23 protein-coding genes and 1 tRNA gene are annotated in these 25451 nt (G+C 40.4%); 5 read left to right on the top strand and 19 right to left on the bottom strand.

The annotated features are described in order from the left end of the window. Nucleotides 1-81 precede the first annotated feature (81 nt). Nucleotides 82-1362: a glutamate-1-semialdehyde 2,1-aminomutase gene (gene hemL, locus NYR63_RS08380; protein WP_279457112.1), complete on the top strand. Its 1281-nt coding sequence runs from the start codon at nucleotides 82-84 to the stop codon at nucleotides 1360-1362. A 55-nt stretch (nucleotides 1363-1417) separates the two neighbouring features. Here the strand turns inward: hemL and NYR63_RS08385 are convergent, their stop codons facing one another. After that, nucleotides 1418-2485 (bottom strand): MFS transporter, encoded by a 1068-nt coding sequence (locus NYR63_RS08385; protein ID WP_279457113.1) that lies wholly within the window; start codon nucleotides 2483-2485, stop codon nucleotides 1418-1420. A gap of 19 nt (nucleotides 2486-2504) precedes the next feature. Then, nucleotides 2505-4076, bottom strand: coding sequence for a murein biosynthesis integral membrane protein MurJ (gene murJ / locus NYR63_RS08390; protein ID WP_279457114.1), 1572 nt, complete (start codon nucleotides 4074-4076; stop codon nucleotides 2505-2507). A gap of 392 nt (nucleotides 4077-4468) precedes the next feature. On the opposite strand from murJ, the gene rpsT reads away from it, so the two are divergent. After that, entirely contained in the window at nucleotides 4469-4732 is a 264-nt protein-coding gene (rpsT, locus tag NYR63_RS08395) for a 30S ribosomal protein S20 (RefSeq protein ID WP_279457115.1), read from the top strand. 57 nt (nucleotides 4733-4789) lie between these two features. Here the strand turns inward: rpsT and trkA are convergent, their stop codons facing one another. The 4 genes from trkA to selA are packed head-to-tail and all read right to left on the bottom strand — an operon-like array spanning nucleotide 4790 to nucleotide 10745. After that, a complete protein-coding gene (trkA, locus tag NYR63_RS08400; RefSeq protein WP_279457116.1) occupies nucleotides 4790-6166 on the bottom strand; it encodes a Trk system potassium transporter TrkA in 1377 nt (458 codons plus the stop codon). 49 nt (nucleotides 6167-6215) lie between these two features. Further along, complete coding sequence (rsmB, locus tag NYR63_RS08405) at nucleotides 6216-7514, bottom strand: 16S rRNA (cytosine(967)-C(5))-methyltransferase RsmB (protein ID WP_279457117.1); 1299 nt, start codon at nucleotides 7512-7514, stop codon at nucleotides 6216-6218. A gap of 13 nt (nucleotides 7515-7527) precedes the next feature. After that, entirely contained in the window at nucleotides 7528-9363 is a 1836-nt protein-coding gene (gene selB / locus NYR63_RS08410; RefSeq protein WP_279457118.1) for a selenocysteine-specific translation elongation factor, read from the bottom strand. After that, on the bottom strand, nucleotides 9360-10745 hold the full coding sequence (selA, locus tag NYR63_RS08415; protein ID WP_279457119.1) for an L-seryl-tRNA(Sec) selenium transferase: 1386 nt from the start codon (nucleotides 10743-10745) through the stop codon (nucleotides 9360-9362). The genes selB and selA overlap by 4 nt, the downstream gene beginning before the upstream one ends. A gap of 66 nt (nucleotides 10746-10811) precedes the next feature. Between selA and NYR63_RS08420 the strand changes: the two genes are divergently transcribed. Together NYR63_RS08420 and mioC are read left to right on the top strand one after the other, a co-directional pair. Beyond that, a tRNA-Sec gene (locus tag NYR63_RS08420) sits at nucleotides 10812-10906 on the top strand. A 15-nt stretch (nucleotides 10907-10921) separates the two neighbouring features. Then, nucleotides 10922-11365 (top strand): FMN-binding protein MioC, encoded by a 444-nt coding sequence (gene mioC / locus NYR63_RS08425; protein ID WP_279457120.1) that lies wholly within the window; start codon nucleotides 10922-10924, stop codon nucleotides 11363-11365. A 70-nt stretch (nucleotides 11366-11435) separates the two neighbouring features. On the opposite strand, the gene NYR63_RS08430 is transcribed toward mioC, so the two are convergent. The 7 genes from NYR63_RS08430 to yiaK form a co-directional block, all read right to left on the bottom strand. Next, nucleotides 11436-12893 carry an FGGY-family carbohydrate kinase gene (locus NYR63_RS08430; RefSeq protein WP_279457121.1) on the bottom strand — a complete coding sequence of 486 codons (1458 nt, stop codon included), beginning with the start codon at nucleotides 12891-12893 and terminating at the stop codon, nucleotides 11436-11438. A 123-nt stretch (nucleotides 12894-13016) separates the two neighbouring features. Beyond that, on the bottom strand, nucleotides 13017-14003 hold the full coding sequence (locus NYR63_RS08435) for a TRAP transporter substrate-binding protein (RefSeq protein WP_279457122.1): 987 nt from the start codon (nucleotides 14001-14003) through the stop codon (nucleotides 13017-13019). Nucleotides 14004-14118: 115 nt separating this feature from the next. Beyond that, nucleotides 14119-15105 (bottom strand): TRAP transporter substrate-binding protein, encoded by a 987-nt coding sequence (locus NYR63_RS08440; protein WP_039198515.1) that lies wholly within the window; start codon nucleotides 15103-15105, stop codon nucleotides 14119-14121. A gap of 222 nt (nucleotides 15106-15327) precedes the next feature. Beyond that, a complete protein-coding gene (locus NYR63_RS08445) occupies nucleotides 15328-16605 on the bottom strand; it encodes a TRAP transporter large permease subunit (protein ID WP_278226586.1) in 1278 nt (425 codons plus the stop codon). After that, nucleotides 16602-17084 (bottom strand): TRAP transporter small permease, encoded by a 483-nt coding sequence (locus NYR63_RS08450; protein ID WP_279437077.1) that lies wholly within the window; start codon nucleotides 17082-17084, stop codon nucleotides 16602-16604. The genes NYR63_RS08445 and NYR63_RS08450 overlap by 4 nt, the downstream gene beginning before the upstream one ends. Before the next feature lie 40 nt (nucleotides 17085-17124). Beyond that, nucleotides 17125-17586, bottom strand: a complete 462-nt coding sequence (locus NYR63_RS08455) for a YhcH/YjgK/YiaL family protein (RefSeq protein ID WP_279438455.1) — start codon at nucleotides 17584-17586, stop codon at nucleotides 17125-17127. 80 nt (nucleotides 17587-17666) lie between these two features. Next, nucleotides 17667-18665, bottom strand: a complete 999-nt coding sequence (gene yiaK, locus NYR63_RS08460) for a 3-dehydro-L-gulonate 2-dehydrogenase (protein WP_039198525.1) — start codon at nucleotides 18663-18665, stop codon at nucleotides 17667-17669. 229 nt (nucleotides 18666-18894) lie between these two features. Here yiaK and NYR63_RS08465 point away from each other — a divergent pair, with 229 nt between their 5' ends. Next, on the top strand, nucleotides 18895-19437 hold the full coding sequence (locus NYR63_RS08465) for an RBBP9/YdeN family alpha/beta hydrolase (protein WP_279457123.1): 543 nt from the start codon (nucleotides 18895-18897) through the stop codon (nucleotides 19435-19437). A gap of 81 nt (nucleotides 19438-19518) precedes the next feature. Here NYR63_RS08465 and NYR63_RS08470 read toward each other — a convergent pair whose 3' ends face one another. The 6 genes from NYR63_RS08470 to NYR63_RS08495 form a co-directional block, all read right to left on the bottom strand. Beyond that, nucleotides 19519-20073, bottom strand: coding sequence for a DUF5358 domain-containing protein (locus NYR63_RS08470; protein ID WP_279457124.1), 555 nt, complete (start codon nucleotides 20071-20073; stop codon nucleotides 19519-19521). A gap of 323 nt (nucleotides 20074-20396) precedes the next feature. Continuing rightward, nucleotides 20397-21956: a phosphotransferase gene (locus NYR63_RS08475; RefSeq protein WP_279457125.1), complete on the bottom strand. Its 1560-nt coding sequence runs from the start codon at nucleotides 21954-21956 to the stop codon at nucleotides 20397-20399. Further along, a complete protein-coding gene (locus tag NYR63_RS08480) occupies nucleotides 21943-22329 on the bottom strand; it encodes an HAD-IIIC family phosphatase (protein WP_279457126.1) in 387 nt (128 codons plus the stop codon). Before NYR63_RS08480 ends, NYR63_RS08475 begins: the two co-directional genes overlap by 14 nt. Next, nucleotides 22326-23078: a CatB-related O-acetyltransferase gene (locus tag NYR63_RS08485; protein ID WP_279457127.1), complete on the bottom strand. Its 753-nt coding sequence runs from the start codon at nucleotides 23076-23078 to the stop codon at nucleotides 22326-22328. The genes NYR63_RS08480 and NYR63_RS08485 overlap by 4 nt, the downstream gene beginning before the upstream one ends. Before the next feature lies 1 nt (nucleotide 23079). After that, nucleotides 23080-23796 carry a glycosyltransferase family 2 protein gene (locus NYR63_RS08490; RefSeq protein ID WP_279457128.1) on the bottom strand — a complete coding sequence of 239 codons (717 nt, stop codon included), beginning with the start codon at nucleotides 23794-23796 and terminating at the stop codon, nucleotides 23080-23082. Nucleotides 23797-23805: 9 nt separating this feature from the next. Further along, a complete protein-coding gene (locus NYR63_RS08495) occupies nucleotides 23806-25446 on the bottom strand; it encodes a hypothetical protein (RefSeq protein ID WP_279457129.1) in 1641 nt (546 codons plus the stop codon). Between the last annotated feature and the right edge of the window lie 5 nt (nucleotides 25447-25451).

Below are 25451 nucleotides of genomic sequence, written 5' to 3' on the forward strand. Positions count from 1 at the left end.
GCGGTTATTTTTAAACTATTTTTTGTAAAGCGGAACCTTGTCGATCAACGCTATTCAGAATTTCAATTTAAGGAATCATTTATGTCTAAATCAGAACAATTGTTTGAAAAAGCTCAGAAAGTTATCCCCGGCGGGGTAAATTCGCCGGTGCGTGCATTTAAAGGTGTCGGCGGAACACCGGTATTTATCCAAAAAGCGGAAGGTGCATATATTACCGATTCGGACGGTAAAAAATATATTGATTATGTCGGTTCTTGGGGGCCGATGGTATTAGGCCATAATCACCCAGCAATTATTGATGCGGTATTGAAAGCGGTGCCGAACGGTTTAAGTTTCGGTGCGCCGACCGAAAGCGAAATTACTCTCGCTGAATTGGTCACCAAATTAGTCCCTTCTATCGAATTAGTCCGCATGGTCAGCTCAGGTACCGAAGCAACCATGTCAGCAATTCGTTTAGCACGCGGTTATACCGGCCGTGACAAAATTATTAAATTTGAAGGCTGTTACCACGGACATTCCGATTCGCTGTTAGTAAAAGCCGGTTCCGGCGCATTAACTCTCGGTCAGCCAAGCGGTCCGGGTGTACCTGCCGATTTTGCGAAGCACACGCTCACTTGTACTTACAACGATTTAGATTCGGTAAAAACCGCTTTCGAACAATATCCAAATGAAATTGCCTGTTTAATCGTAGAACCGGTTGCCGGCAATATGAACTGTATTCCGCCGAAAAATGATTTCTTAAAAGGTTTACGTGCTTTATGTGATCAATACGGTGCGGTGTTTATTATCGATGAAGTGATGACAGGTTTCCGTGTCGCATTAGGCGGTGCGCAAGCCTATTACGATGTTAAACCGGATTTAACCACACTCGGTAAAATTATCGGCGGCGGTATGCCGGTGGGTGCGTTTGGCGGTAAAAAAGAAATTATGGAATACATTGCACCGACAGGGCCGGTATATCAGGCAGGTACGCTTTCAGGTAACCCAATTGCAATGGCGGCCGGTCTAGCTTGTTTAACCGAACTCTCCAAAGCGGGTAATGAAGAGAAACTTGCCGCACAAACCAAAACATTGGCGGAAGGTTTAAAAGCTCTGGCGGCAAAACATAACATACCGTTTACCGCTCAATATGTCGGCGGTATGTTCGGTTTATTCTTTACCGAGCAGACGGAGGTCACGAATTTCCAAGAGGTAATGAAGTGCGATGCGGAAAAATTCAACCGCTTCTTCCATTTAATGTTGGAACAGGGCGTATATCTTGCCCCAAGCGCATTTGAAGCGGGCTTTATGTCTCTTGCACATAGCGATGAAGATATTCAAGCGACTCTAGCGGCGGCTGACAAAGCGTTTGCCCAATTATAATTAGCCTATTTATCCGCCCTCAATACGTAATTTGATATTGAGGGCGGATTGTTCTCTAAACTAAAAAAATATACGGCAATATATTCATAATACCGGCGGTCGTTACCGCTAAGAGCAACTTCGATAAACCGAACATTAATCCCTGATTTTCCCCTCTATCTAATTTAACCAACATATTGGCAAGTGCCGTATTCGCAAATAATCCGACCAAAGCGAAAATAGCTAAATATAAAAATGCGGTAATTTCGGAAAGATATTCGAGTGCGTAAAACCACGGTACAATCAATAAAGCAATTAACAATGGGGCAATATAATTCAGTTTTACCACACCAAAATTAATATGACGCGAAAAACCGCTTTGCAATAGTACGGCGATTAAATTATTGATAAAAAACGCAATCGGAACCAGTTCTTGTCTATCTAACAATTCGGTAAAAATATACGGAAAAATCACATAAAAAGCCGAACTCATGCCTAACGGAATAAATAGCAATAAATGTACGAAAATAAACCGCTTGTTAATCACTTCTTTAAACTGCGTGAAGCGAAAAGGTGCAAAACGAAAATCACACTTTCTTCTCGGCATCATTTGCCACATAAAAAGTAACATCATGACTTCGATCGCACAGCAGCACCAAATTAACCATTCCGCTTTTTGATAATGAATAAACGGAATGGAAACTAACGGTGCAACCATCGATGCCATACTGGAAATTTTAAGGAACTTACCCTGCGCCTTAGTTTTAGACGAATACTCATCATCCGCATTAGAAAGCAAAAACGCTCGTGCATTGGTACTGAACAACGTGCTGCCTAAACCAAAGCAAAAGGTTGCCAACAGCAATAAGCTGTAGTGATTTATCGTGAGTAATAAAATATAACCCAACGAATCAAGTAAACAACCGAACATCATCACCGACGTACGCCCGTAGCGATCTCCCCATGAACCGGCGAATAGCGAAAAAGCCTGGCTGGCAAAAACTAATAAAGAAAATGCACTGGCAATTTGTGCCGTATCAAACCCTTTGTGTTTCATTAAATAAATAAAGAACACACTTTGCATAGCCGTATAGGCAAGCCCGGAAAAAAAACGTCTCCATAAAATAATATTCTGCACATTCATACTTTATATCCTTATTTTGCTATGCAGATCGAAAATCTCTCTTACGAATACCCAATACAAATAACGAACTAAAATAGACAATCGCCGCCAGTACGATTAACCAAACTAACCAATATACTTTTAACCAAGTACTCATCGCATGCCAACTTGCGATACTCGGAGAAAAATAAGCGACTAACGCCCCCATCAAACAAGCCGAAATCGCCACTTTCAATACGAATATACCGGTTTTAGCCGTTACTTTATACACACCGGTTTTAGCAAGACCGCGATAAAGTAACGACGCATTCACCGCTGCAGAAAGTGCCGATGCCATTGCTAAACCTAAATAGCCGAACGGAATTGCCAATACGCCGAAACAGATATTACAAATGGTTGCGATAATGCCGATTTTGACCGGTGTTTTGGTATTTTGGCGGGCATAGAAGCCGTTTGCCAAAATACTGATTAACATATAACTGTTCAAGCCTAAGCACATAATCCATAATGCGTTAGAGGTGGCTACCACATCCGATAAACCGAATTTGCCTCGCATAAAGATGGTCATCATTAACGGTTGCGCCAATATGGCGATACCAATCATTGCAGGAATACCGAGTAATAACACCATTCTCACGCCCCAATCCATTGTGCCTTGAAATTCCAACGCACGTTGCGCTTCATCAATCTCTTTCTTTTTCGCAATACGCGATAAACTTGGCAACACAACCGTAGAAATCGCAATACCGAATAGTCCGAGCGGAAATTCGATTAAGCGGTCGGAATAATATAACCACGTAATCGAACCGGTCACTAAAAAGCTGGCAATCACTTGATTGATTAACAAATTGAATTGAGTCACAGAAACCCCGAACAATGCCGGAAGCATTAAGTTACGGACTTTAGCGACCCCTTCATCTTTCCACGCCCATTTCGGTTTAACCAGTAAACCTTCTTTTTTCATAAACGGAATTTGGAATAAGAATTGCAACAAGCCGCCGAGAAAGATCCCCCAAGCTAAGGCAACATCGGGTTGTTCGAAGTAATCTGCACCGAATAACGCCATACTGATCATCGCAATATTCAGTAATACCGGCGAAAACGCCATCACCCCAAACTTACCAATGGTATTTAATACCGCACCGGACAGTGCGACAAAGGTAATAAACCATAAATAAGGGAAAGTGATTTTCAGTAATAATGAAGCTTGGGTAAATTTTTGTGCGTCCGGGCCGTCATTGACCCAATCCATAAACCAACCGGTACCGAATAAGGCGGCGACTACAGGCGAACCAATCATTGCCACTAAAGTGACAATCGTGACTAAACCGCCTAGTGTACCGGACACTTTTGCGACAAATTCACGAGTTTTGTCTAAATCGTTATCGGCGTTATATTCGGCAAGTACCGGCACGAACGCCTTTGAAAATGCGCCTTCCGCAAATAAGCGGCGTAAAAAGTTCGGAATACGGTTGGCAAACAGAAATACGTCCGACATCGCTCCGGCACCGAGTAAGCCGGCGATCACCACATCACGCACGAGTCCGAGAACTCGAGAAATCAAGGTCATTGAACTGACAATCATGCCCGACTTTAAAAGTTTTTTGCTCATAAGCGTTATAAATTCATATCAAAATTAAAGTATAGCAGTTTAACAAAAGGGCTTTGAATACGTTATCGGAAACGCCGCATAAGTTAAACTTTTCTTGATCTTAATCGCGGTTTGTTACAAGCGGTTCGTTTTTATCCATTTTTTACAAAAATCTCTCAAGATCCGACCGCTTATCCTAAGATCCCCATAGAAATTGCACGGAATTTTATCAGTTTGTTATAGGAAAATCAGAAAAAAACTGATAAAATCTCCGCCTATCGTTTTCTTACTAGCAAAACGGTGTTATTTTCAAGCACGTGTCTCGTTGAAAATGAATTTAAACTATCGATAGCTAAACATAAACCAAAGTTTATGTTTTTTAATTTTTACACAGATATTTTAGGAGTTTGACCTTGGCTAATATCAAGTCAGCAAAAAAACGTGCGGTTCAATCTGAAAAACGCCGCCAACACAACGCAAGCCAACGCTCAATGATGCGTACTTTCATCAAGAAAGTATATGCAGCGGTAGCGGCAGGCGATAAAGCAGCTTCACAAGCGGCTTTCGTTGAAATGCAAAAAGTAGTGGACCGTATGGCATCTAAAGGCTTAATCCACGCTAACAAAGCAGCTAACCACAAAGCAAATTTAGCAGCTCAAATCAAAAAATTAGCGTAATTGCTTTTTGTATAAAAGAACCGACCAAATGGTCGGTTTTTTTATCTCTGTTTTCCGCTACAGGAAGAACGTACCTAATTGGAATAATTTCTCAATTTCCCCAACTTGTTTTTTCTCATTTACAAAAATAATCACGCTGTCGTTTTCTTCGATTTCCGTTGATTTATGCGCAATTAATACTTCGTCACGACGCACAATCGCACCGACAACCGCACCTTGCGGCAATTTTAATTCTCGAACCGCTCTGCCGACTACTTTTGATGATTCCTTATCACCATGTGCAATCACTTCAATACATTCCGCTTGTCCCTGTTTGAGCGAAGCGACTTGTACAATATCACCTTTACGTACGTGGCTAGATAAGGCGGAAATAGTCGCCTGTTTTGGAGAGAGAGCAATATCAATCGTACCGCCTTGGATCAAATGAAGATATGCGTTGCGCTGTACTAACACAATCGCTTTCTTTGCACCTAAACGTTTTGCCAGTAATGCCGACATAATATTAGCTTCATCGTCACCGCTTAACGCAAGAAACAAATCGATATTCTCAATATGCTCTTCAAACAATAATTCCTGATCTGAAGCATCACCGCACAATACCAACGTTTTTTCCAATTTCTCCGCCAGTTTTTCCGCACGTTTCGGATCTCGTTCGATCATTTTCACGCTATATTGTTCTTCAAGATCCTTCGCCAGCCCCATACCGATACTACCGCCACCGACGATCATGACTCGCTTATGCGGTTTATCCAAACGTTGCAATTCGCTCATCACCGCTTTTATATTATGGGTCGCACAGATAAAGAACACTTCATCACCGGCTTCAATAATCGTTGAACCTTGTGGCAAAATCGCACGTTCTTGACGGAAAATCGCAACAACACGCGCTTCTATATAAGGTAAATGATCACGTAAAGCGGAAATCGGATAGCCGACTAACGGTCCGCCGTAGTAGGCTTTCACACTGACTAAGCTGACTAATTCATTGGCAAAATGCGCTACCTGCAACGCACCTGGATAGTTAATCAGGCGCAAGATTTCTTTTTTAACCAAAACTTCCGGGGCAATAATATGGTCGATTGGTAACGCCGCATCATTAAACAGCTGTTCCTTCTCTCGCACATAATCGGAATTACGGATACGAGCGATCTTAGTCGGAATATGAAACAAGGTATGTGCAATTTGACAGGCAATCATATTGGTTTCGTCACTTTCGGTAACCGCTACCAATAAATCCGCATCACTTGCTCCGGCATCACGTAAAATTCGCGGCGATGCGCCGTTGCCTTTTAATACTTGCAAATCGTGCTTATCTTGCAACGTGTTCAAACGACTTTGATCATCATCGATCAACGTAATATCGTTATCTTCACTCACTAAGTTTTCTGCAAGGGTCGAACCGACCTGACCCGCACCTAAAATAATAATTTTCATCTTAAAATCCAATCGCCGAAAGATAAATAAACCTTTATCTTAAGGCAATTTATTGTTTAATTAATTTCGCATAAAAGAAACCGTCACCACCCTGCTCTTGTGGGAAAAATTGCTTCATTGTAGTTTTTTCGCCGTTGAAATCCATTTCCGCTAATACCGCATCCGAATGGCTTTCGACAAAACGAGTAATTTGCTCACTATTTTCCTGCGGCAATACTGAGCAAGTCGCATAAACCAATACGCCGTTCGGTTTTAATCTTGCCCAAAGCGCATTGAGGATTTTTGCCTGTAACGCCACCAATTCGGCAATATCGCTTTCTTTACGTAACCATTTAATATCCGGATGACGGCGAATAACACCGGTTGCAGAACAAGGCGCATCGAGCAAAATACGATCAAACATTACATTATCGTCTAACCACTCCGCCGGTTTGGAAGCATCACCGCAAATCACTTTTGCCGTTTGTCCGAGACGTTCCAAATTCTCACGTACACGTTTTAGACGACTTTCTTCAATATCTAACGCAATCACATTCGCTTGCGGTGCGACTTCCAAAATATGCGTAGTTTTGCCGCCCGGTGCGGCGCAAGCGTCTAAAATTAATTCGCCGTTTTGTGCTTCCAGCAACGTTGCCGACCATTGCGCATGCGCATCTTGCACCGTTGCCCAACCTTGTTCAAAATTCATCAATTTATGCACCGGCACCGGATTGGCTAACAAAATTGCCGATTCAGGCACGCAAGCGGTCGTATTTTCCGGACTTTTTGCCACTAAATCGCCTAACAATACGCGGTAATCTTGCGGTTTAATCTGCTGAATATTACTACGAATCCACATCGGCGGACGCTGATTATTCGCTTCAATAATCTCTCGCCAATTCGGATAGGCTTTTTTCAGCTTGTTCACAAACCATTCCGGGTGAAGCGTTTGCCAGTTTTTATCGAATTTAGCTAATAACGCCTCTTTTTCACGTAAGAAACGACGTAGCACGCCATTGATAAGCGATTTCAAAGTATCTAATTTTAGCGACTTTGTCGCATTAACCGCTTCATCAACCGCCGCAAATTCCGGCACTCGCATATAAAGCAACTGATAAAGTCCGACTAATAACAGGCAATGCACCAAACGCGTTTTACCTTTTAACGGTTTTTCCACCGCTTGCGCAATGACAGCTTCAAGACGAGGTAAAGTACGGCAGACACCAAAGGTAATCTCTTGTACCAGCGGTAAATCTTTCGCTTCTAATTTTGCTTGCGCTTCGGGAATTAAGGTGGCAAGCGATTTGCCTTGATCGAGTACTTGTAAAATAATTTGTGCGGCAACCGCACGGGCATTTTGTTTTTTCATTAATTTATTCTTATCAGAAGGTATCTTGATCACGTAATAAATGAATATTACCTTTTCGTCTTAAAAAGCCCGAGCGGTCAAAATATTCGATCAGCTGAACGGTTAATTTACGTCCCCACTGAATTTCATCACGTAGCTGATTCACTGAAACAGATCCGTTTCGTTCTACAATCTCTTTCACTAATTGAGCCAGTTCGATCATTCTCTCGCTGAGCAAGAAACGATCTTTCACAATCGGAATTAAGTAGCCTAATTTACCGGCTTTATAGAGCAAGTTTCGCATTTCGGTTTCATCGCAACATAATTCCGTTGCAATATCACGCACCCAAAGCGCTTCATTTTTGCTTTCGAACAGCGGTCGAATTTGTTGCCAAAGTTGCAATTCCTCCGCCGAAAATTCGATACGATGATTCGGTAAATGAACCCAACCTCGGGTTTGTGCCAGCTGTTTGTTTTCGATTAAGTCGTCAATAAATTGATAAGCCAGTTGTTCCGGCTGATCTAATGCGGCAATACGATATAATCTCGCTTTGGTTACGCCTAATTGGTCATTGTGATTTTGATGATACTCGGTAAGTTTTTCGATAATACTTTGCTGAATGCGTTGCTTAAATTCAGCGGTAAAAATCCATTTCGACTGCACATCAAAACCGAGTTTTGCCAAATCTTGCGTAAAACATTGCTCACGCCATAATAACGTATCGAGCTGCTCCGCTCTATTCTTTAAGTAAAGCGGGATTCTCTGCACATAAGCGGTCGTTTTTGCCAACTCTTTTACTAAGGCAAGGCGTTGCTCTGTTCGCTTATAGCGTTTCGGCGAATCAATTTCCAAGACTTCCGCCCCAGCCAATGTTTGACTGTCATCACCGCTACGAATAATCAGTTTATCCGTCACGGTCATTGCTAACGGCACATCGAAAATAATTTCTGCAAAAGTTTCACTATTTTTAACCGCTTGTTTTTCGGTTAAGAGATTCAACTTGCCGGTGACGTGCGAAGCAAAATGGTATAAATGCACAATATGATTTTCTTTTAGGTTTTGTGCCGTATGCATTTTAACCGTAATTCTATCGGTAAACTGCGGCATAAACTCGGTAATCCAATCACCGCGCTGTATCTGCTCTTTTTCCGCGTTGGCAAGATTCAAAGCTAAACGTTGCCCTGCCGTACCGATTTCCGCCGTCTGATTTTGTGCGTGAATTTGCTTAATTCTAACTTTTTGACCGCTTGATAAATAAAACTCGTCACCGATTTTAACTTTACCCGCCACCGCCGTTCCGGTTACGACCAAACCGGCACCTTTAATATTAAATACTCGGTCAATCGCATATCTAAACGGTTTTTCAAGATGTGATTGTTGTCGGCTTAACTGAATTAATTGATTTCTTAATGCTTCTATACCTTGTCCGGTTACCGCAGAGGTCAAGAAAAACGGTGCGTCAGATAGAAACGGATAAGTCGCTTTAATTTTCGTAATAAGTTGTTCGGCTTGTTCCGCCGCCACTCGATCCACTTTCGTCAAGACCACTAAGATATTGGTAAAATTCAACAAACGCAGAATTTCCAAATGCTCTGCAGTTTGCGGCTTAATCCCTTCTTCCGCCGACACAATCAATAACGCATTTTGTACGCCGCCCAGCCCGGCAAGCATATTCGACAAGAATTTTTGGTGTCCCGGCACGTCAATAAAGCCGAGAATATCATCTTCAATCGGTAAATAGGCATAACCTAAATCTATCGTTAAACCGCGCTTTTTTTCTTCCGGTAAATGAGCGGTATTGGTGCCGGTTAAGGCTTGTAACAAGGTCGTTTTACCATGATCCACGTGTCCGCTTGTAACAAAAATCATGCTTCCTCCAACATATTTAGCAATTGTTCAAATTGTGCCGCCGAACGCACATCCAACCAAAATTTTTGCTGGGCAAATCGCCCGATTATCGGACTGGGTAAGGCTTTAAATTTTTTTTCTAATTCAAGTAAATCACTCTGTTTCTCGGCAAAAACCGTGACCGCTACCGAAGCTAAGGTTTCGGTCGGCAATGCTCCGCTGCCGATTTGTGCAAGGCTCGGTTCCACTTGCAAAATATAGCGAGAATCCAACCGCTTATTCAATACCGCTTTTAAACGTTCCGCTTTGGTTTGCAAGGTCGCAATAGATTGCGTTAATAAATTAAACGTCGGTAATTCATCGGTTAATTTTTCCGGGAAAAGATAATGACGAAGTGTCGCTTCCAACCCAGATAAGATTACTTTATCGCAACGTAGCACTCTCTTAAGCGGATGCGATTGCAGTTCGTCAATCAATGCTTTTTTGCCAACAATAATACCCGCTTGCGGCCCACCTAGCAGCTTATCACAAGAAAACGACACCAAATCAACGCCGGCAGCCACTTTCTGTTGTACCATCGGTTCGGCCGGCAAGCCGAGTGCCACCATATCCGTCAGCGAACCGCTACCTAAATCACTGATAACCGGCAAATCAAATTCTTTTGCCAATTCAACTAACTCTTCTTCCGAAACCGATTTGGTAAAACCTTGAATATGGTAGTTACTGGTATGTACTTTCATTAAAAAAGCGGTATTTTCATTAATCGCATTGCGATAATCCCGTAAATGAGTACGATTGGTCGTGCCGACTTCAACTAATTTACAGCCGGCTTGCGCCATAATATCCGGAATGCGAAACGCTCCGCCGATTTCCACCAGCTCGCCGCGAGAAACAATCACTTCTTTACCTTGCGCAAATGTGGCTAACATCAATAAGACCGCAGCGGCATTATTATTGACGATACAGGCTGCTTCCGCACCGGTAATCAGTTGAATTAATTGAGAGATATACAGATCTCGATGGCTGCGTTTCCCTTCGTCGATATCAAATTCTAACGCAACGTTATTTCGCATCGCATTAGCGGCGGCGGAAATCGCATTTTCCGACCACAGCCCTCGCCCTAAATTGGTATGTAGCACCGTACCGGTCAGATTAAACACGGTTTTGCTGGATACCATACGCTTTTTTTGCAGATTTTGCTCAATCAAGCTAAAAATAGAAGACTGTTCGTTCATAAACGCAGGTAAACATTGCTGTTTAATAATCTGTTCACGTGCGTTTTCTATCAATGTACGCGCTTCTTGAACAAAGGCTTGATGTCCGAATCTTTCAATTAAATCAATACCTTGAGGGTTTTTCATCAATTTGTCGATAGCGGGAATGGTACGGAATAATTTTTGCATAATAAAAAATGTTAAGAAATTTTGGACAATTCTAATAAATAAAGTAGAATACCGCTACTCTTTAAAGGAAGCGAGTCATCTCCGGTGAGGTGGCAGGACTTCAAATCCTGTTGAGGACGCCAGCGTTCTTGGGTGGGTTCGACTCCCATTCGCTTCCGCCAATTATTTTCAATTCTATGACCAAATCTATTTGTATCATCACAGGCAGTACCCTCGGTGGAGCGGAATACGTTGCCGACCATCTCGAAAGTTGTTTAAAAGCACAAAACTTTACCGTTGAATTATTTAACCAAGCGACCTTAGCGGATATTCAACAGCAAGCGCATTTAATTGTGGTGACTTCAACCCATGGCGCAGGCGAATTGCCGGATAATATCAAACCGTTATTTGACGAACTGGCGGCAAGCGATTTAGATCTCAGCGGTATGAAATTCGGTGTGGTCGGTTTAGGCAGCACTGATTACGATACTTTCTGCCATTCGGTGGATATCGTTGAAAACGGTCTAACCGCCAAAGGTGCGAAACGGGTATGTGAATCGGTTCGTATTGATGTGGCAAATAATTTTGACCACGACGGCACCGCAGAAGCATGGCTACCAAGTTTTGTTGAGCAGTTATAACGAATAGTTTGAAATGACAAGCGGTCGGAATTTGTAAAAAATTTGCAGATTCCGACCGCTTTTTTTACGCTTAAAGCATTGCTTTTAACGCTTCGGTGAACTGTTGATAACGCTGATATTTTTGTTGGTAAGCGGCGAAATTTGCCGGATTCGGTTGCACTTTTAACATTTCCGCTTTTAATGCCTGCACTTGTGAAATCTCTGCGCCGGTGCCTTGCATCGCCATTAATGCTGCGCCTAAACAGCCTGCTTCTTCCACCTGCGGAATTTCCAATTGCATACCGGTTAAATCGGCGAGCATTTGCAGCCAAATCGGTGATTTAGTCGGTCCGCCGGTCACACGTAATACGTTTGCATTCGGGAAACGTTGCTTCATACGGTTGAGATGGTGCATAAGACTAAACAGCACGCCTTCATAAATTGCCTGCAATAAATGCGCTTGGCTGTGGTGTGCTTGCAAGCCGTAGAAGCCGGCTTGCATACCTAAGCCGGCATTCGATCCGTATAAAAACGGTACAAATAACACGGAACTGGCTGCCGGCGGTAAGCTCGCCACTTGTTGGTTAATTTCCGCATAATCCAATTTCCATTGCTTCACGAACCATTCCAAATTGCCGGCGGAAGTCGGGCTGGCCTCGTGGACAATAAATTTGCCTTCGTCCGCATAGCGACCATAGACAAACGGCAAGGTTTGAGTCGGGTCGAGATTATCGGTAACGCCGCTGACAACCGACCACGTGCCTAATACCGCATTCAGTTTGCTTTCGTCATCTAAGTCGGCACAACGTGCGGTTGAAACCACATCAAACAAACCGCCGACTACCGGCGTTCCCACCGCTAATCCGGTTAGTTTGGCTGCCGCTTCGGTAACATAGCCGGCAATTTGATTCGGCTTAATTACAGGCGGTAGCTTTTCTAAAATATTTTGTAAACCGAGTAAATCGGCAAGCGTCTGGTCGTATTCGCCGGTTGCCATATTGTAGAGATTGCTTTCGGAAATATTGGTTTCTTCGGCAAATAATTCGCCGGTTAGACAGAATCGTAAATAGTCGTGCGACATCAGCACTGAGCCGATTTGCGCATAACGTTCCGGCTCGTTGTCTTGTACCCAACGCAAAATCGAAACAGGGTGTCCGGTCCATAATGTTTGGCGGGTAATCGGATAAAGTTTTTCCGGAATACCGTCCGCCTGCCACTGTTTCACAATTGCAAGAGAACGTTGATCGGAAGACAGAATCGCTCTGCCAAGCGGTTGGTTTTGCTGATCAAGTAAAAATGCGCCTTTACCTTGTGCCGAAATGCCCACCCCTTTGATAGCGGTCGGATTTACTCCGCTTTTTGCAATGGTTTGACGTACTACCTCGGCACATACCTGCCAGAGTTGCTGCATATCTCGCTCGGCATAGCCCGCCTGTTCGCTGATAACCGCCACATTCTCACGATGAATACCGTGTAACTCACCGGTTTGATCAAAAAGTGCGGCTTTGACAAAAGTACCGCCACAGTCTATGCCTAGGTAGTAATTCATTTTTTGCTCCAATTATTCGAGAGGTGAAAGAGAGCCTCCCATGATTGCTATGTTTTTTTATCCTAATTGTTACAAGCGGTCATTTTTGCGAAAAATTTTGCAAATCAGACCGCTTGTAATAGCTTATTTCGCTAACGCATCAATTTGTTTGATAAGACTGTCGCCATTTTTTTCAATAAAGGCTTTGCGAGTTTCACCTTCAACCGCCGCTTTAAACGGTGCAGTATCTAATGTTTCGACAAATTCTACGCCGGCTTTTTTCATTTTCTCGATAATGCCTTGTTCATTATCTAAATTGAGTTGGCGTTGATATTTGCCCGCTTCAAGTGCAGCTTCACTAAGTACTTTTTGTTGTTCTGCTGGTAGCGCATCGAATTTGGCTTTGTTCATCACCACAATCAACGGGGTGTAGCCGTGATTGGTCGGACTGAAATATTTTTGCACTTCATACAGTTTTGCCGACCATACAATGCCGATAGGGTGTTCTTGTGCATCCACCGCTTTGGTTTCTAATGCGGTATAAAGCTCGGAAAGCGGCATTGGTACCGGATTTGCGCCTAAAATCGAGAACGCTTTGATATACATCGGGTTTTGGTTGGTGCGTACTTTCAAACCTTTGATATCTTCCGGTTTGATTACCGGATGTTTGGAGTTGGTAAAGCCACGGAAGCCCACTTCCCAGAACGCTAAACCTTTTAAGCCGTGTGCTTCGAGTTTCGCCAACAGTGTTTGTCCGATTTCGCCGTCTAACACTTGGTAAGCGTGGCTACGATCTTTAAAAATAAACGGAATATCAATCACGTTTAATTCAGAGGCAAGCCCTGTGAAGTTTGATGAGCTGGACATCGCTAAATCAATGGTGCCGCCGCGTACACTGCTAATTGCCGTTTGTGCATTACCGAGCGTGCTGTCGGGGAACAAGCTCAGTTTTAATCCTTTATTGGATTTTTGTTGTAATAACTCGTTAAATTTTTTGGCGGCAATATGTTGGCTGTCGGAACGTGGCGCTTCATAACCGAAACGGAAAGTGGTCTCCGCCGCCTGAACGCCGCTAAATAAAGAGAAACTCGCAACCAATGTCGCAAGTGCTTTAAGATTAAAACATTTCATAACGTTCTCCAAAAAGGTACTAAGCAGTTTCCTATACACCCTCTCCCTTTGAGGGAGAGAAGAACAAGCGGTCTGATTTACAAAAAATTTTGCAAATCAAACCGCTTGTCATGGCTTATTTAGCTAGGGCATCTACTTTTTCGACTAATTCTTTGCCGTGTTTTTCGATAAAGTCTTTACGAACTTCCGCTTCAATTGCCGCTTTAAACGGTGCGTTATCTACTTGTTCGATCACTTCTACACCGGCTTTGCGAAGTTTTTCGATAATGTCTTTTTCGTTTTTCACGTTGAGATCACGCTGGAATTGACCCGCTTCTTTTGCTGCGTCTAACACCGCTTTTTGCAATTCCGGTGTTAAGCCGTCAAATTTAGCTTTGTTCATCACGACGATTAATGGTGTGTAGCCGTGGTTGGTTAAGCTTAAATGTTTTTGCACTTCATATAATTTTGCCGACCAGAAAATACCGATTGGATGTTCTTGTGCATCCACCGCACGGGTTTCAAGTGCGGTATAAAGTTCGGAAAGCGGCATCGGTACCGGGTTGCCGCCCAATAAGCTGAATGCTTTAATGTACATTGGGTTTTGGTTGGTACGGACTTTTAAGCCTTTAATATCTTCCGGTTTATTGACGGCATGTTTTGAGTTAGAGAAGGCACGGAAGCCGACATCCCAGAACGCCAAGCCTTTTAAGCCTTGTTTTTCAAGGTCTTGTAATAAACCTTGACCGATTTCCCCGTCTAACACTTTGTAAACGTGTTCACGATCTTTAAAGATAAACGGGATATCAATCACGTTTAATTTCGGTTCTAAACCGGTGAAGTTCGGTGAACCTGACATTTCAATATCAATCGTACCGCCACGCACACCGCTGATCATGGTTTGAGCATTACCTAATGTGCTGTCCGGGAACAATTTAAGTTTAATTTCCCCTTTGGTTTTGTCTTTTAATAATTCATCAAATTTTTTCGCCGCAACGTGTTGGCTGTCGGAACGTGGCGCTTCATAACCAAAACGAAGCGAGATTTCCGCATTTGCTACACCTGAAAATGCCACTGCGCTGGCAACGAAAGCTGATAAAGTTTTTAGATTAAAAAATTTCATAGGGGTCTCCTAAGTAGGTTGGGAATTTGTTGCTTTATTACCCTCTCCCCTTGTGGGAGAGGGACAGAAAAATAGCGTATAGCGATTTTTTCAGGGAGAGGGGAAAACGATATTCAATGCAAACATTTATGAAAAATTACCGCTTATATTCCCTCTCTCTGCCAGTTCGCTGAACGCTTCACTGGCTGTCTCTCTCCCGTAAACGGGAGAGAGTAATGTTTGTTACTGCATCCAGCTTAACGGTACTAAAATTAAATCCGGTACGAATACGAAGAGCAGTAATAAACCAATCATCATAAATAGGTACGGCATAATGCCTTTTGCCGCTTGGTCAAACGGTAGTTTTGACACGCCGGTAATCACGTTTAATACATTACCGACCGGTGGAGTAATTAAGCCGATTGAGGTGTTAAGAATAAATAACACACCGAAGTAAACTGGGTCGATTCCCGCTTCTTCAATTAACGGCATTAACACCGGGGTTAAGATTAAAACGGTTGGGGTTAAGTCCATCACCATACCGATCACGAATACCGCTAACATCACCACTAATAATAACGTTGTCGGGCTTTCGATTAACGGCTCAAGCAATTCGGTTAACATAGTCGGTAATTCCGCCACGGTAATTAACCAGCCGGTTACGTTTGCCGCTGCGACTAAGAACATTACCACTGCAGTGGTTTTGGCCGCCGCTAAAATCACTTTGTAGAGGTCTTTGAATTTCAACTCACGATAAACGAACAGTGAAACTATTAATGCATAGAAAGTTGCTACTGCACCGGCTTCGGTTGGGGTGAACATACCTGAACGGAAACCTCCGATAATAATTACCGGCAACATTAATGCCCAAATACTGTTTTTAAACGAAATACAAAGTTCTTGTTTGGTCGCTTTTGAGAAGGTCATTAAATCAAGGCGTTTGGCTTGCCACCACCAGAGTGCGGCTAAACAGATACCCATCATAATGCCGGGGAAAATCCCCGCTAAGAATAATTTAGTGATAGATACGCCACTTGCTACCCCAAATACGATAAACGGAATGCTTGGCGGAATAATCGGTGCGATAATACCTGCGGTACCGATTAAACCGGCTGAGCGGTCAATCGGGTAGCCGGTGGTTTTCATCATCGGTAATAACATCGCTGCTACCGCTGCAGTATCTGCGACCGCCGAACCGGAAAGGCTCGCCATAATCATTGCGGCAAGAATTGCCACAAAGCCTAAGCCGCCGCGTTTATGACCGACTAATTTCATCGGTAAGTCGATAATACGTTTGGAAAGTCCGCCCTCATTCATAATTTCACCGGCGAGAATAAAGAACGGAATCGCCATTAACGAGAAGCTGTCTGCACCGCTAACAAGTTGTTGAGCAAGAATTTGCGCATCAAATAAATCTAAGTGAAGCATTAACGCCACACCGCAAATTAATAATGCAAAGGCAACCGGCACACCTAAAATAATTGCGCCAAGTAATACGGCAAGGAAAATTACGACTGTCATTGCACTTCTCCCTTAACTAAAGCGGTCAAATTTGTCACCATTCTTGCAATAATCAAAATACCGATTAACACACCGGCAACCACGCTGGCGAGGAAGGTAATCCCTTGCGGTAAACCTGAAATCGGGGCGAGGTTGTTGAGGTTGAGTTGGAATTGAATCCAGCTGCCGTCCACGATGAGATAACAGCAGAATAACATCGCCGCATCGGTAAATAGTTTTAAAACGTTACGACCGATTGGCGAGAGTTTCTCAGTGAGTACGGTGACGCTAACGTGTTGGTTCTCGCTAAATGCCAATACCGCACCTAAAAAGGCGAGCCAAACGAACATATAGCGAGAAACTTCTTCGGTCACATTGATACTGCTGTTAAAGCCGTAACGCAGCACTACATTGAGAAAAACCAAAATTGACATTGCCGATAAAATAATCACGGCAAAGGCTTCAATTGCTTTTCCAACAAATTGAGCGATGGGTTTCATCTTTTGCTCCTTGATTTGATCCTAAGGCTTACGCCCTTGGCTAGATTTCTGTCATTGCAATCTTAACGACCACTTTCCTAATCGTTTCAGTGCCATTAAAAATCGCTGTTCTATGGCAATCTTCCGGGAAAAACACGGCAAAATTACCGGTTTCACAGGTAAAAATTTGCTCATTTTCGACCGCTTGATAATACTGAATATCTCGTTCCGGCAGATAAGCGGTGTGAATCGGGTTATTACCGCTATCTACCGCAAAAGCCATTTTCTCTTTACCCTTATGCAGATATTGCACATCTAAGTAATTACGGTGAACTTCGGGTTGGAATGCTGAAATGTCTTTGGTTTCCAAATCCAATACTTGGACGTAAATATCTCTACCTTTCAGTTCGTAAACACCCGTCTCCATCGCATCAAAGTCGGTGTTTTTTAAATAACGCAATGCGTATTGGATCGCTTCCGGATATTGCTTTGGGTTGTAGTTTGAAATGTGTCCGAAAAACATCGTTTGTTCCTCGTAAAATGTTTAAAGAATTTGACCGCTTGTATTAGTTCCTCTCTCCCGCAAGGGGAGAGTTATGTCATTTACAACGATTTCAATTTCGCCCATACGGTTTCATCAACCGGAATACCGTTTGCGATGTTATCGGCAAGAATGGTGGTGAACTCGTGTCCCGGTAAGCGTACCGGCACATTCGGATCCGCCGGTTCAGCGGTTTTTACATAATCCATAATGCGGTTAAGTTTTTCGTCTTTGGTTTTGCCATCGATTAAACGATCCACTTCAATCGCAATAAACACTTGTGAAACGCAGTATTCATCATCTTTATCTTCGGTTACTGAACAGGTGGATTCACCGTTAGAAAGTAGAGTAGCGATCATATCCAACACGATTGATAAGCCCGAACCTTTCCAGAATCCCATCGGCATTAAGCGGCGGTTTTTCTCAACGGTTGCCGGATCACGAGTTGGGTTGCCGTCATCATCGAAACCGGCATCGACAAAGGTTTGGCGACCTTGTAAGCGGTGAACTTCTAACATTCCGTAGGAATACATTGAGCAAGACATATCCACCATTGTGATTGGCGTGGTCGGTACGGCAACAATTAATGGGTTAGTACCGACACGGCATTCTTTTGCCCCCCAAGGCGGCATTACCGCTAACGCATTGGTCCAGCAGATACCGATATAGCCTTTTTCCGCTGCTTGCCAGCCGTAAGAACCGCCGCGCATCCAGTGGTTCGCATTACGCAACGCTACCACACCGATACCGTTTTGCGAAGCGAGTTCCATCGCTCTGTCCATCATTTTTTTCGCAGTTAAGTTACCGATAGCTTGATGAGCGTCCCATTGCTCAATTGCTCCTAATGAGAGTACCTTAGTCGGCACCGCTTCCGGTACGATATCGCCGTTTTCCAATTGTTGAATAAAACGTGGGAAACGGTTTACCCCGTGCGAATATGCACCCGCTTGGGTAGTATCGGCGAATACCGTTGCACATTCTTCTGCGATTTCTTCACGTACGTTACGTGCTAATAAAACACGTTTAAATTCGGCTTTTAAATCTTGATAAGAAACTCTCATTGGACACCTCTAATTTATGTCGTTTCAAATAGTAAAATGGTGTTTCATAAGTTACGCTTCGCCACTAAGGAAGTCAATTAAATGAGAAAAATAAAAGTTCTTTATAATCAAGCAGTTATAAAATTTTTTGTCAATTTGTGACAGAGATCTCACTTTCCAAAGTCAATTTTTTGGGCTAAATTAAGTACAAAGCAAACGTTTTCGCAATGACAAGTAAAAAGGATAAATAATGAAAAAAGTATATGTAACTCATGGTTATACGGCGAATCCGAGCCGAAATTGGTTTCCGTGGTTAAAACAAGCATTGGAAAAATTGGGGGTTGAGTGTGAGTGTTTGGCAATGCCGGATGCCAATAACCCGAATCCGCAAGCGTGGTTGGAGCATCATAAAAATACACTTAAATTAAATGAAGAGACGGTGTTGATCGGGCATAGTTTGGGTTGTATTGCGTTACTGAATTATCTGGCGGTAACGCAACAAAAAGTGAATGCCGCAATTTTTGTTTCCGGCTTTTATGAAAAATTACCAACTTTGCCGGAATTAGATAGCTTTGCAGATTTTTATGCAAATCAGACCGCTTGTTTACCGCAGCAGTCTTACGTCATATCCGCATTAAATGATACGGTTGTACCCCATTCGTTCAGTGATCGGTTAGCACAATACCTACAAGCCGACTATATTCGTTTGGCAACGGGCGGACATTTTATTGATCGAGAAGGCATTACGGAAATGCCGGTATTACTAGCGTTAATCAAGCAAATCGTAAAATAGTAAAAAAGAGCTGTCGATAACAACATACCGACAGCTCTTTTTGTACTTATCTGGAGAGCCCAACATCACAACAAGCGTGAATTACAGTAATAGTACCGATCCCCATTTGATAATATCAAAAAAGAATTTATTTTGATTGGTCGCCACACCATCCGGATTTTTACCCTCAGACTTCGTTTCTTCAACCATTCCACTCTTATACTGCCCTTTTACGACCGCTAAATCGTTCTTAGCTTTTTCTCGTAAAACTTGGCACTGTTTATCCGCTAACGCCTCAAACTCTTGACCGTCTCTAAACTTCTTAAATTGATATTGTGCATATCCCATGGATTTTTCATCATCTTGGATAATCTTCACATATTGCTCGCCGATAATTTCTTCCAGCGGATAGAAAAATACGTATTGCGAATGAATATATGAATCTTCCTTGCTAAACGCTTGCTGCTGAATCCGCGTCAAGTTCGGATAAATACACTGCTCCGCCTGACGGCTCGCCACCACCCAACGCTGCGCATCCTTGTCCGATAACACATAATCCGCATTCGCAAACTCCCCAGGGAAAGTTTCCAGTTGTGAGGAAGAGGAACAACCGGTGATTAACGCAATAAAACTGAATAAAGTGATTTTTTTGAACATAGTATGTTTTTACTCTTGATACTTTAAGAATGATTATTTTTTAACTTACACCAATACCTAAAAATCTGTTTGCTTCTTGAAGTAACAACGACTTGATACAAAGTTAAATGAATTTTAATTGATATTGTATCACTAAATTACATTATGGAGAAAAGCAGGCTGCCACTTTATCGGGCTATACCAATATTGATATATAGCATTTTCTTATCATTAGATAATGGTTATATTATGATAAGCTTTAATTTTATATAAGAGTTTGAATAAAATAAGCAGTCAAGTTTTTAGAAAAATTTGACCGCTTGTTCTAAAAAGATATATTAAAATTATAACCACTCAGAATATAAGCGTAATGCATTAGCTAACATTGCTTCTTGCCTATGTGGTTTATCGAAATGCAATGGGATCATTGATAAGAAAAGAAGTATTGTTGGAGCAATAATATCTTTATTACTAATATTTGGTAATAAAGTTTTTCTCATAAATACATCTTGAATTGCTTCTAAGCGAGAATCAATATTAAAGTGTAATTTCACTCCTAATGATTCTGATTTTTCTAATTTAAACGAATCCGCAATAATGAAATCATATAAACCAATAAATGAGTGGCAAAGTTTTGCTAAATCATAACTTTGGTTTCCATAGATTGTTAATTCTTGCTGAATATTTAACCCTCTCGGATCAATAACTTTAATATTATTGCTACGAGAGTCATACATTACATTACTGAAGCATAAATCCCCGTGTACTATAGCTGGGATTTCAGGTAGTTTTAATGTTCTTGTTACACACTCAGTTGCGATTTCTCTCAAAGATGGTAAATCAATGCCGTTATAGCGAGTCGATTGATCTAGATCTATACCGCTTTGTTCAGCATATTTTTCTAATCGTTCATAAGTCTTATCTGAATAGAGTGATAAAGAATCTACGTGTATTTTCTCCAATAGATCTTTATTTTCTTTATGTAAATGTGCTCGAGATTCACTCATATAAAATGTAATTAAATTGAGTACCTTTTCCCAAAAAGCAACAGGGTTTTTCCCATGAACGAAAATCTCATTTAGAGGAAGAATTGGGAGATATTCTGTCTCATAAAATGGATTTCCCTTAAGTACACCAGCATTGATTAATTGAGGAGTAAAGCGTTTTAGTTGTGCGGGCAAATTGGCAAACCAATGTGCTTCAGCTTCAATTTTTCTAGCAGGTGTACCAGATTTCCAAACAACGCCATTTCCAATTTTTAATGAATTGAATGCTCTTTGTGTCGTAATAGAAGAACGAGATCTAAAATAAGTATTAATATGACCTAAGTCATACCATTCATTAACCTCTTTATGAATGGTATTTGGTTCTTCCTTAGCATACATATGCACAGATTGGACAAAATCCCCCTGGGTTGTAGCAAGAGCCTTAATAAATTTTTGGCTTGATGTAAAAGAGAAGTAACCACACCAAACGAGTGGAATATTTGTATTTGAATCCACTTCCCATTCGTAATCTTCTTGTGTACTAACAAGTGCAATGCAGTCATTTTCGAGAGGAATATTATTTAGGAGAGTATCTCCATGAAGTAATCTTAGTACTTCTTCATTATGACCAACAGTGTTCAATACATAGAGAACAGCCATACCTAATGATATTCCTTCAGGTACAAAAACAGGCTGAATATTTAAATTCTGAATTAATTCTTTCTCATCAATGCTTAGTGAATAATTCATAGGTAAAGAAACCACGATATGTTGGTCATTACCTAGGTTTTCTCGTAAAGCATTAACTTGAAAGGTTAATAGTTTACGATTACCAATTGGTAAAAAACATGGGGGAATAGCGCCAAACTCATTACGAAATTCAGCATTCACGTATGCAGCGGAGTTAATTAGAATCATATTCACCATCCATTTTTGTTAGTTTTCGAATTTCTTCGTAACTCATTGTAGCAAATTCATCTGGTCTAATAGCTCTATCATCAACATAAAAGCCATCATGTCCACACCAAGGTTTACCAACATAGATTTCATCATATGGCACATTATGGCGATTTAGCCACTCTATAATAATTGGTAATGTGTTAACATTAATTTTTCCCACATTTCCTTCATAAGTACGCATATTACGACTTGAACTAATAATAATTTCAAAGCCTTGTTTCTTATATTCTCGTAATTTCTCAATTACATCTAAAATTGGTTTAGCATTACGATAATCACCATTCTCTGTTAGAGTAATTGTATTATCTAAATCCATAATTAAACGTTTCATCTATTCAGTCCTAAGTCTAGTAAGGATAATTTTGGGGGGGTATACATTTCCATTTGTGATTTATTTTTTAAAAAATCATCACAAAATTTATCTATGTTTCTAAAATCTAATGACTGTACATCTGTCATTGCATACTCCCACCACTGTGTTGATAATAAGCGTACTATCTGATAATCAGTAAAACGATATTTGATGATTTTAGCAGGATTCCCACCCACGATTGCATAAGGTGGAACATCCTTAACAACAACTGAGTTAGCTGCAATAACTGCACCTGTGCCTACAACAATATCATTTTTAAAACAGACATTTGCTCCAATCCATACATCATTTTCGATAATTAATCCATGACGCCGTACACTAGGATTTCTTGGATAAGTAATATGCTTAGTATTAAAGTCCTCTGCAAATTTTTTAAAAATAACAAAATTATTATCATATGTTGAACTACTTGTTGTAACCCATTCGATAGGATGTCTAGCACCTAAAACCGTCATTCCTCTAGCTATTGAGCAATAACGCCCAACTCTTGCATTAATAGGTAAGGTAGACCAACTATAAGAAAAAGAACCCATACTCCATAGATTAGCCCCTCCTAAAAATGCGGAATAAGGCTCTATATCAATATTGGAATCATCAAATACAATTTTGTCAGTTGGTTTATGTCTATCAATACCAGAAGCTGTAAAGAAAATATTGTGATCTCTTAATATATTAGATATTCTTTCATATTCAATATTTAGTCTCATATCAACTTCCTCCATTTAATAGGATTTGATATTCATCAGGCGTACCGCAAAATAAAATATCTTCTTTTTCAATAAGATCATAAAAAACCAATCCATTTTGTTTTATGAGATCATTATAAAGAGGGGCTATATAATATTCATTCTTTGATGTTATATTATTTTTTCTTGCATTTAAAAATAATGATTCAAAAATTGATTTCTTTTTAAAATAATATAATCCATCACTACAGAGTTCAGATATTCTTTCTTTTTCTGTCGTGCGAATTACACGTTTAGAATTATTTTCAGCAAGAGCAAATGACCAATGATCACCTTCTCCCTTAAAGACTTCTAAATAGCCATCGCATTCATTTACCCATTCTGGTTTTATAAATTCAATAATTTTAGAATCAATATTAAATATATAAATTTCCTCATCAATAGGTAAATGGTTAATACCTTGATACACAGTATCTGCCTGCCCTAAAGTTTCTTCTGGTAAACAGATTAACTCATAATCTGAGATACCTAATTTTTCGATTTCTTGCTTTAGGAAGTCTTGCGTTTCATATACATCACGATAGATAAAGATAAATTTATCTGTTGTAAAGTAACGTTCAAAAGATCGCACAGACCATGAGAATACGGTTTCATTACCAATTTCCAATTGATATTTTGGTTTTGTATAACCAGCCTTAAAAAAGCGGGAACTTAATCCCGCCATGGGAATAATAAACATATATGTTCCTTATTTAGCCTTATCTGTTAAAAATGTTTCTAGCCATTCCGTTTCTGTTGGATATTTAAAACGGGTTTTAATATTACAATCACTAATAAGTGATTCTTTTAAATTTGGAACTTTTAAATCTTTTGTTCCCAGGGTCAAATTAGATTTAATATCATTTCGTGTTGGAATAATATTTTTATAAAGTAACCAAGACCATAACAATGCGTGGCAATCATATTTCGGAAATTTAGCAAATGGGCTTAATTTCTTAACCCTTAACATTTCAAGCCAAATATTAACAACTTGTTCAAACGTTTCCCTATGAGCATAAAATAGGCTATCCGCAACACCCACATCTCCAGTAGAGACGGCTAACTCACCAATATTTAAAGGTGCCAGTTTTTCTAGGCTAAATTCTTCTGTAATCAACAAATCAGGTCTAATTCTTATCACATAATCGTACTTTATATTCTGCGTTTTCTCAAAATTCTTCATCAATTCAAATGATTTATATATTCCATAAAACATTTTAATTTGATTATATGTATTTCTAGTTTGGTAGTTTTCATCAATATTATTAACTCGAATAAAATTATCTTGGTTTTCTATTGCTAGCTCGTTAAATATAAAGTTACTTTTCAAAGTATCAATATTTAAACTTGAGTAATGGCTAGATAATAAAGATTTATAAATATTAGGATACTCATTTTCAATAAAATTGAGGTCATGTAATTTACTTGGTAATTCATCATTTTTAACACCAAAAACTCTCGACCAGAAATTATATACTCTAGCATCTCCAGCCCAATCTTGCTGTATATCCCATGTATGCATAAAAACATCTGCCTTGAGGGGAGATATAATATTGTTATAAATTGATTCCAAACCAGTTAAACTAGCTTTGCAAATCCCACTTATGCAAACAGCAACTTTGGGTTTATCTACTACATTTCTTATAAGAGATAAGTCATTATGTTTTTGTATTTCTGAGTTAAGAGTATTTATTAACGTTTTTGCTCCATATTCATCAGAGGAATATCTATGTAACAATGATAAAATTTTCTGTAAATGATTATAAAATTGCTCTCTTAATTTAAAAAAATTAGGTGCTATGGTATTATCCCTTGCACAATATTCTATGATTAGTTTAAATATATATTTTCTTCTTTGGTGATTTACATTTTTTGCATTAAAAAAATGATTTATTATTTTAATTGATAATTCAACGTCTAATAGGTTATTTTCGGCTAGTTTCACAATAGCAAAATTCAGAATCATATTTTCTTCTGGTGTAAGAGAATTATTAATCTTTTTATCCCAAAAATTCTTAAGTAGATTATATAGTGCTAAATATTCACCAAATGATCTTCTATAGAGTAGAGAAAAAAAGTCATCTTTGGACGATAATTGACTATGTAGACGCTCTAGATATATGCATACTTTGAATGACTCCTCTTTTTGCATCAGTTTTTGAATGTTTTGTCTGGAATTTAAGAGTGAGTTAACTTTATCTAGTTTTCCAATATCAGCCAAGTACTTACAATAATTAGGCACATATCGAATATCCATAGTAGATAGTTCTTCATTTATGACTTCGACGCTATTAAAATCCCAATTGACTAGCGAATTGTTAATTAAATTATTTTCTAATAAGAAATTCATAATCA

This window comes from Actinobacillus genomosp. 1, from assembly GCF_029774175.1.
GTDB lineage: Bacteria > Pseudomonadota > Gammaproteobacteria > Enterobacterales > Pasteurellaceae > Actinobacillus.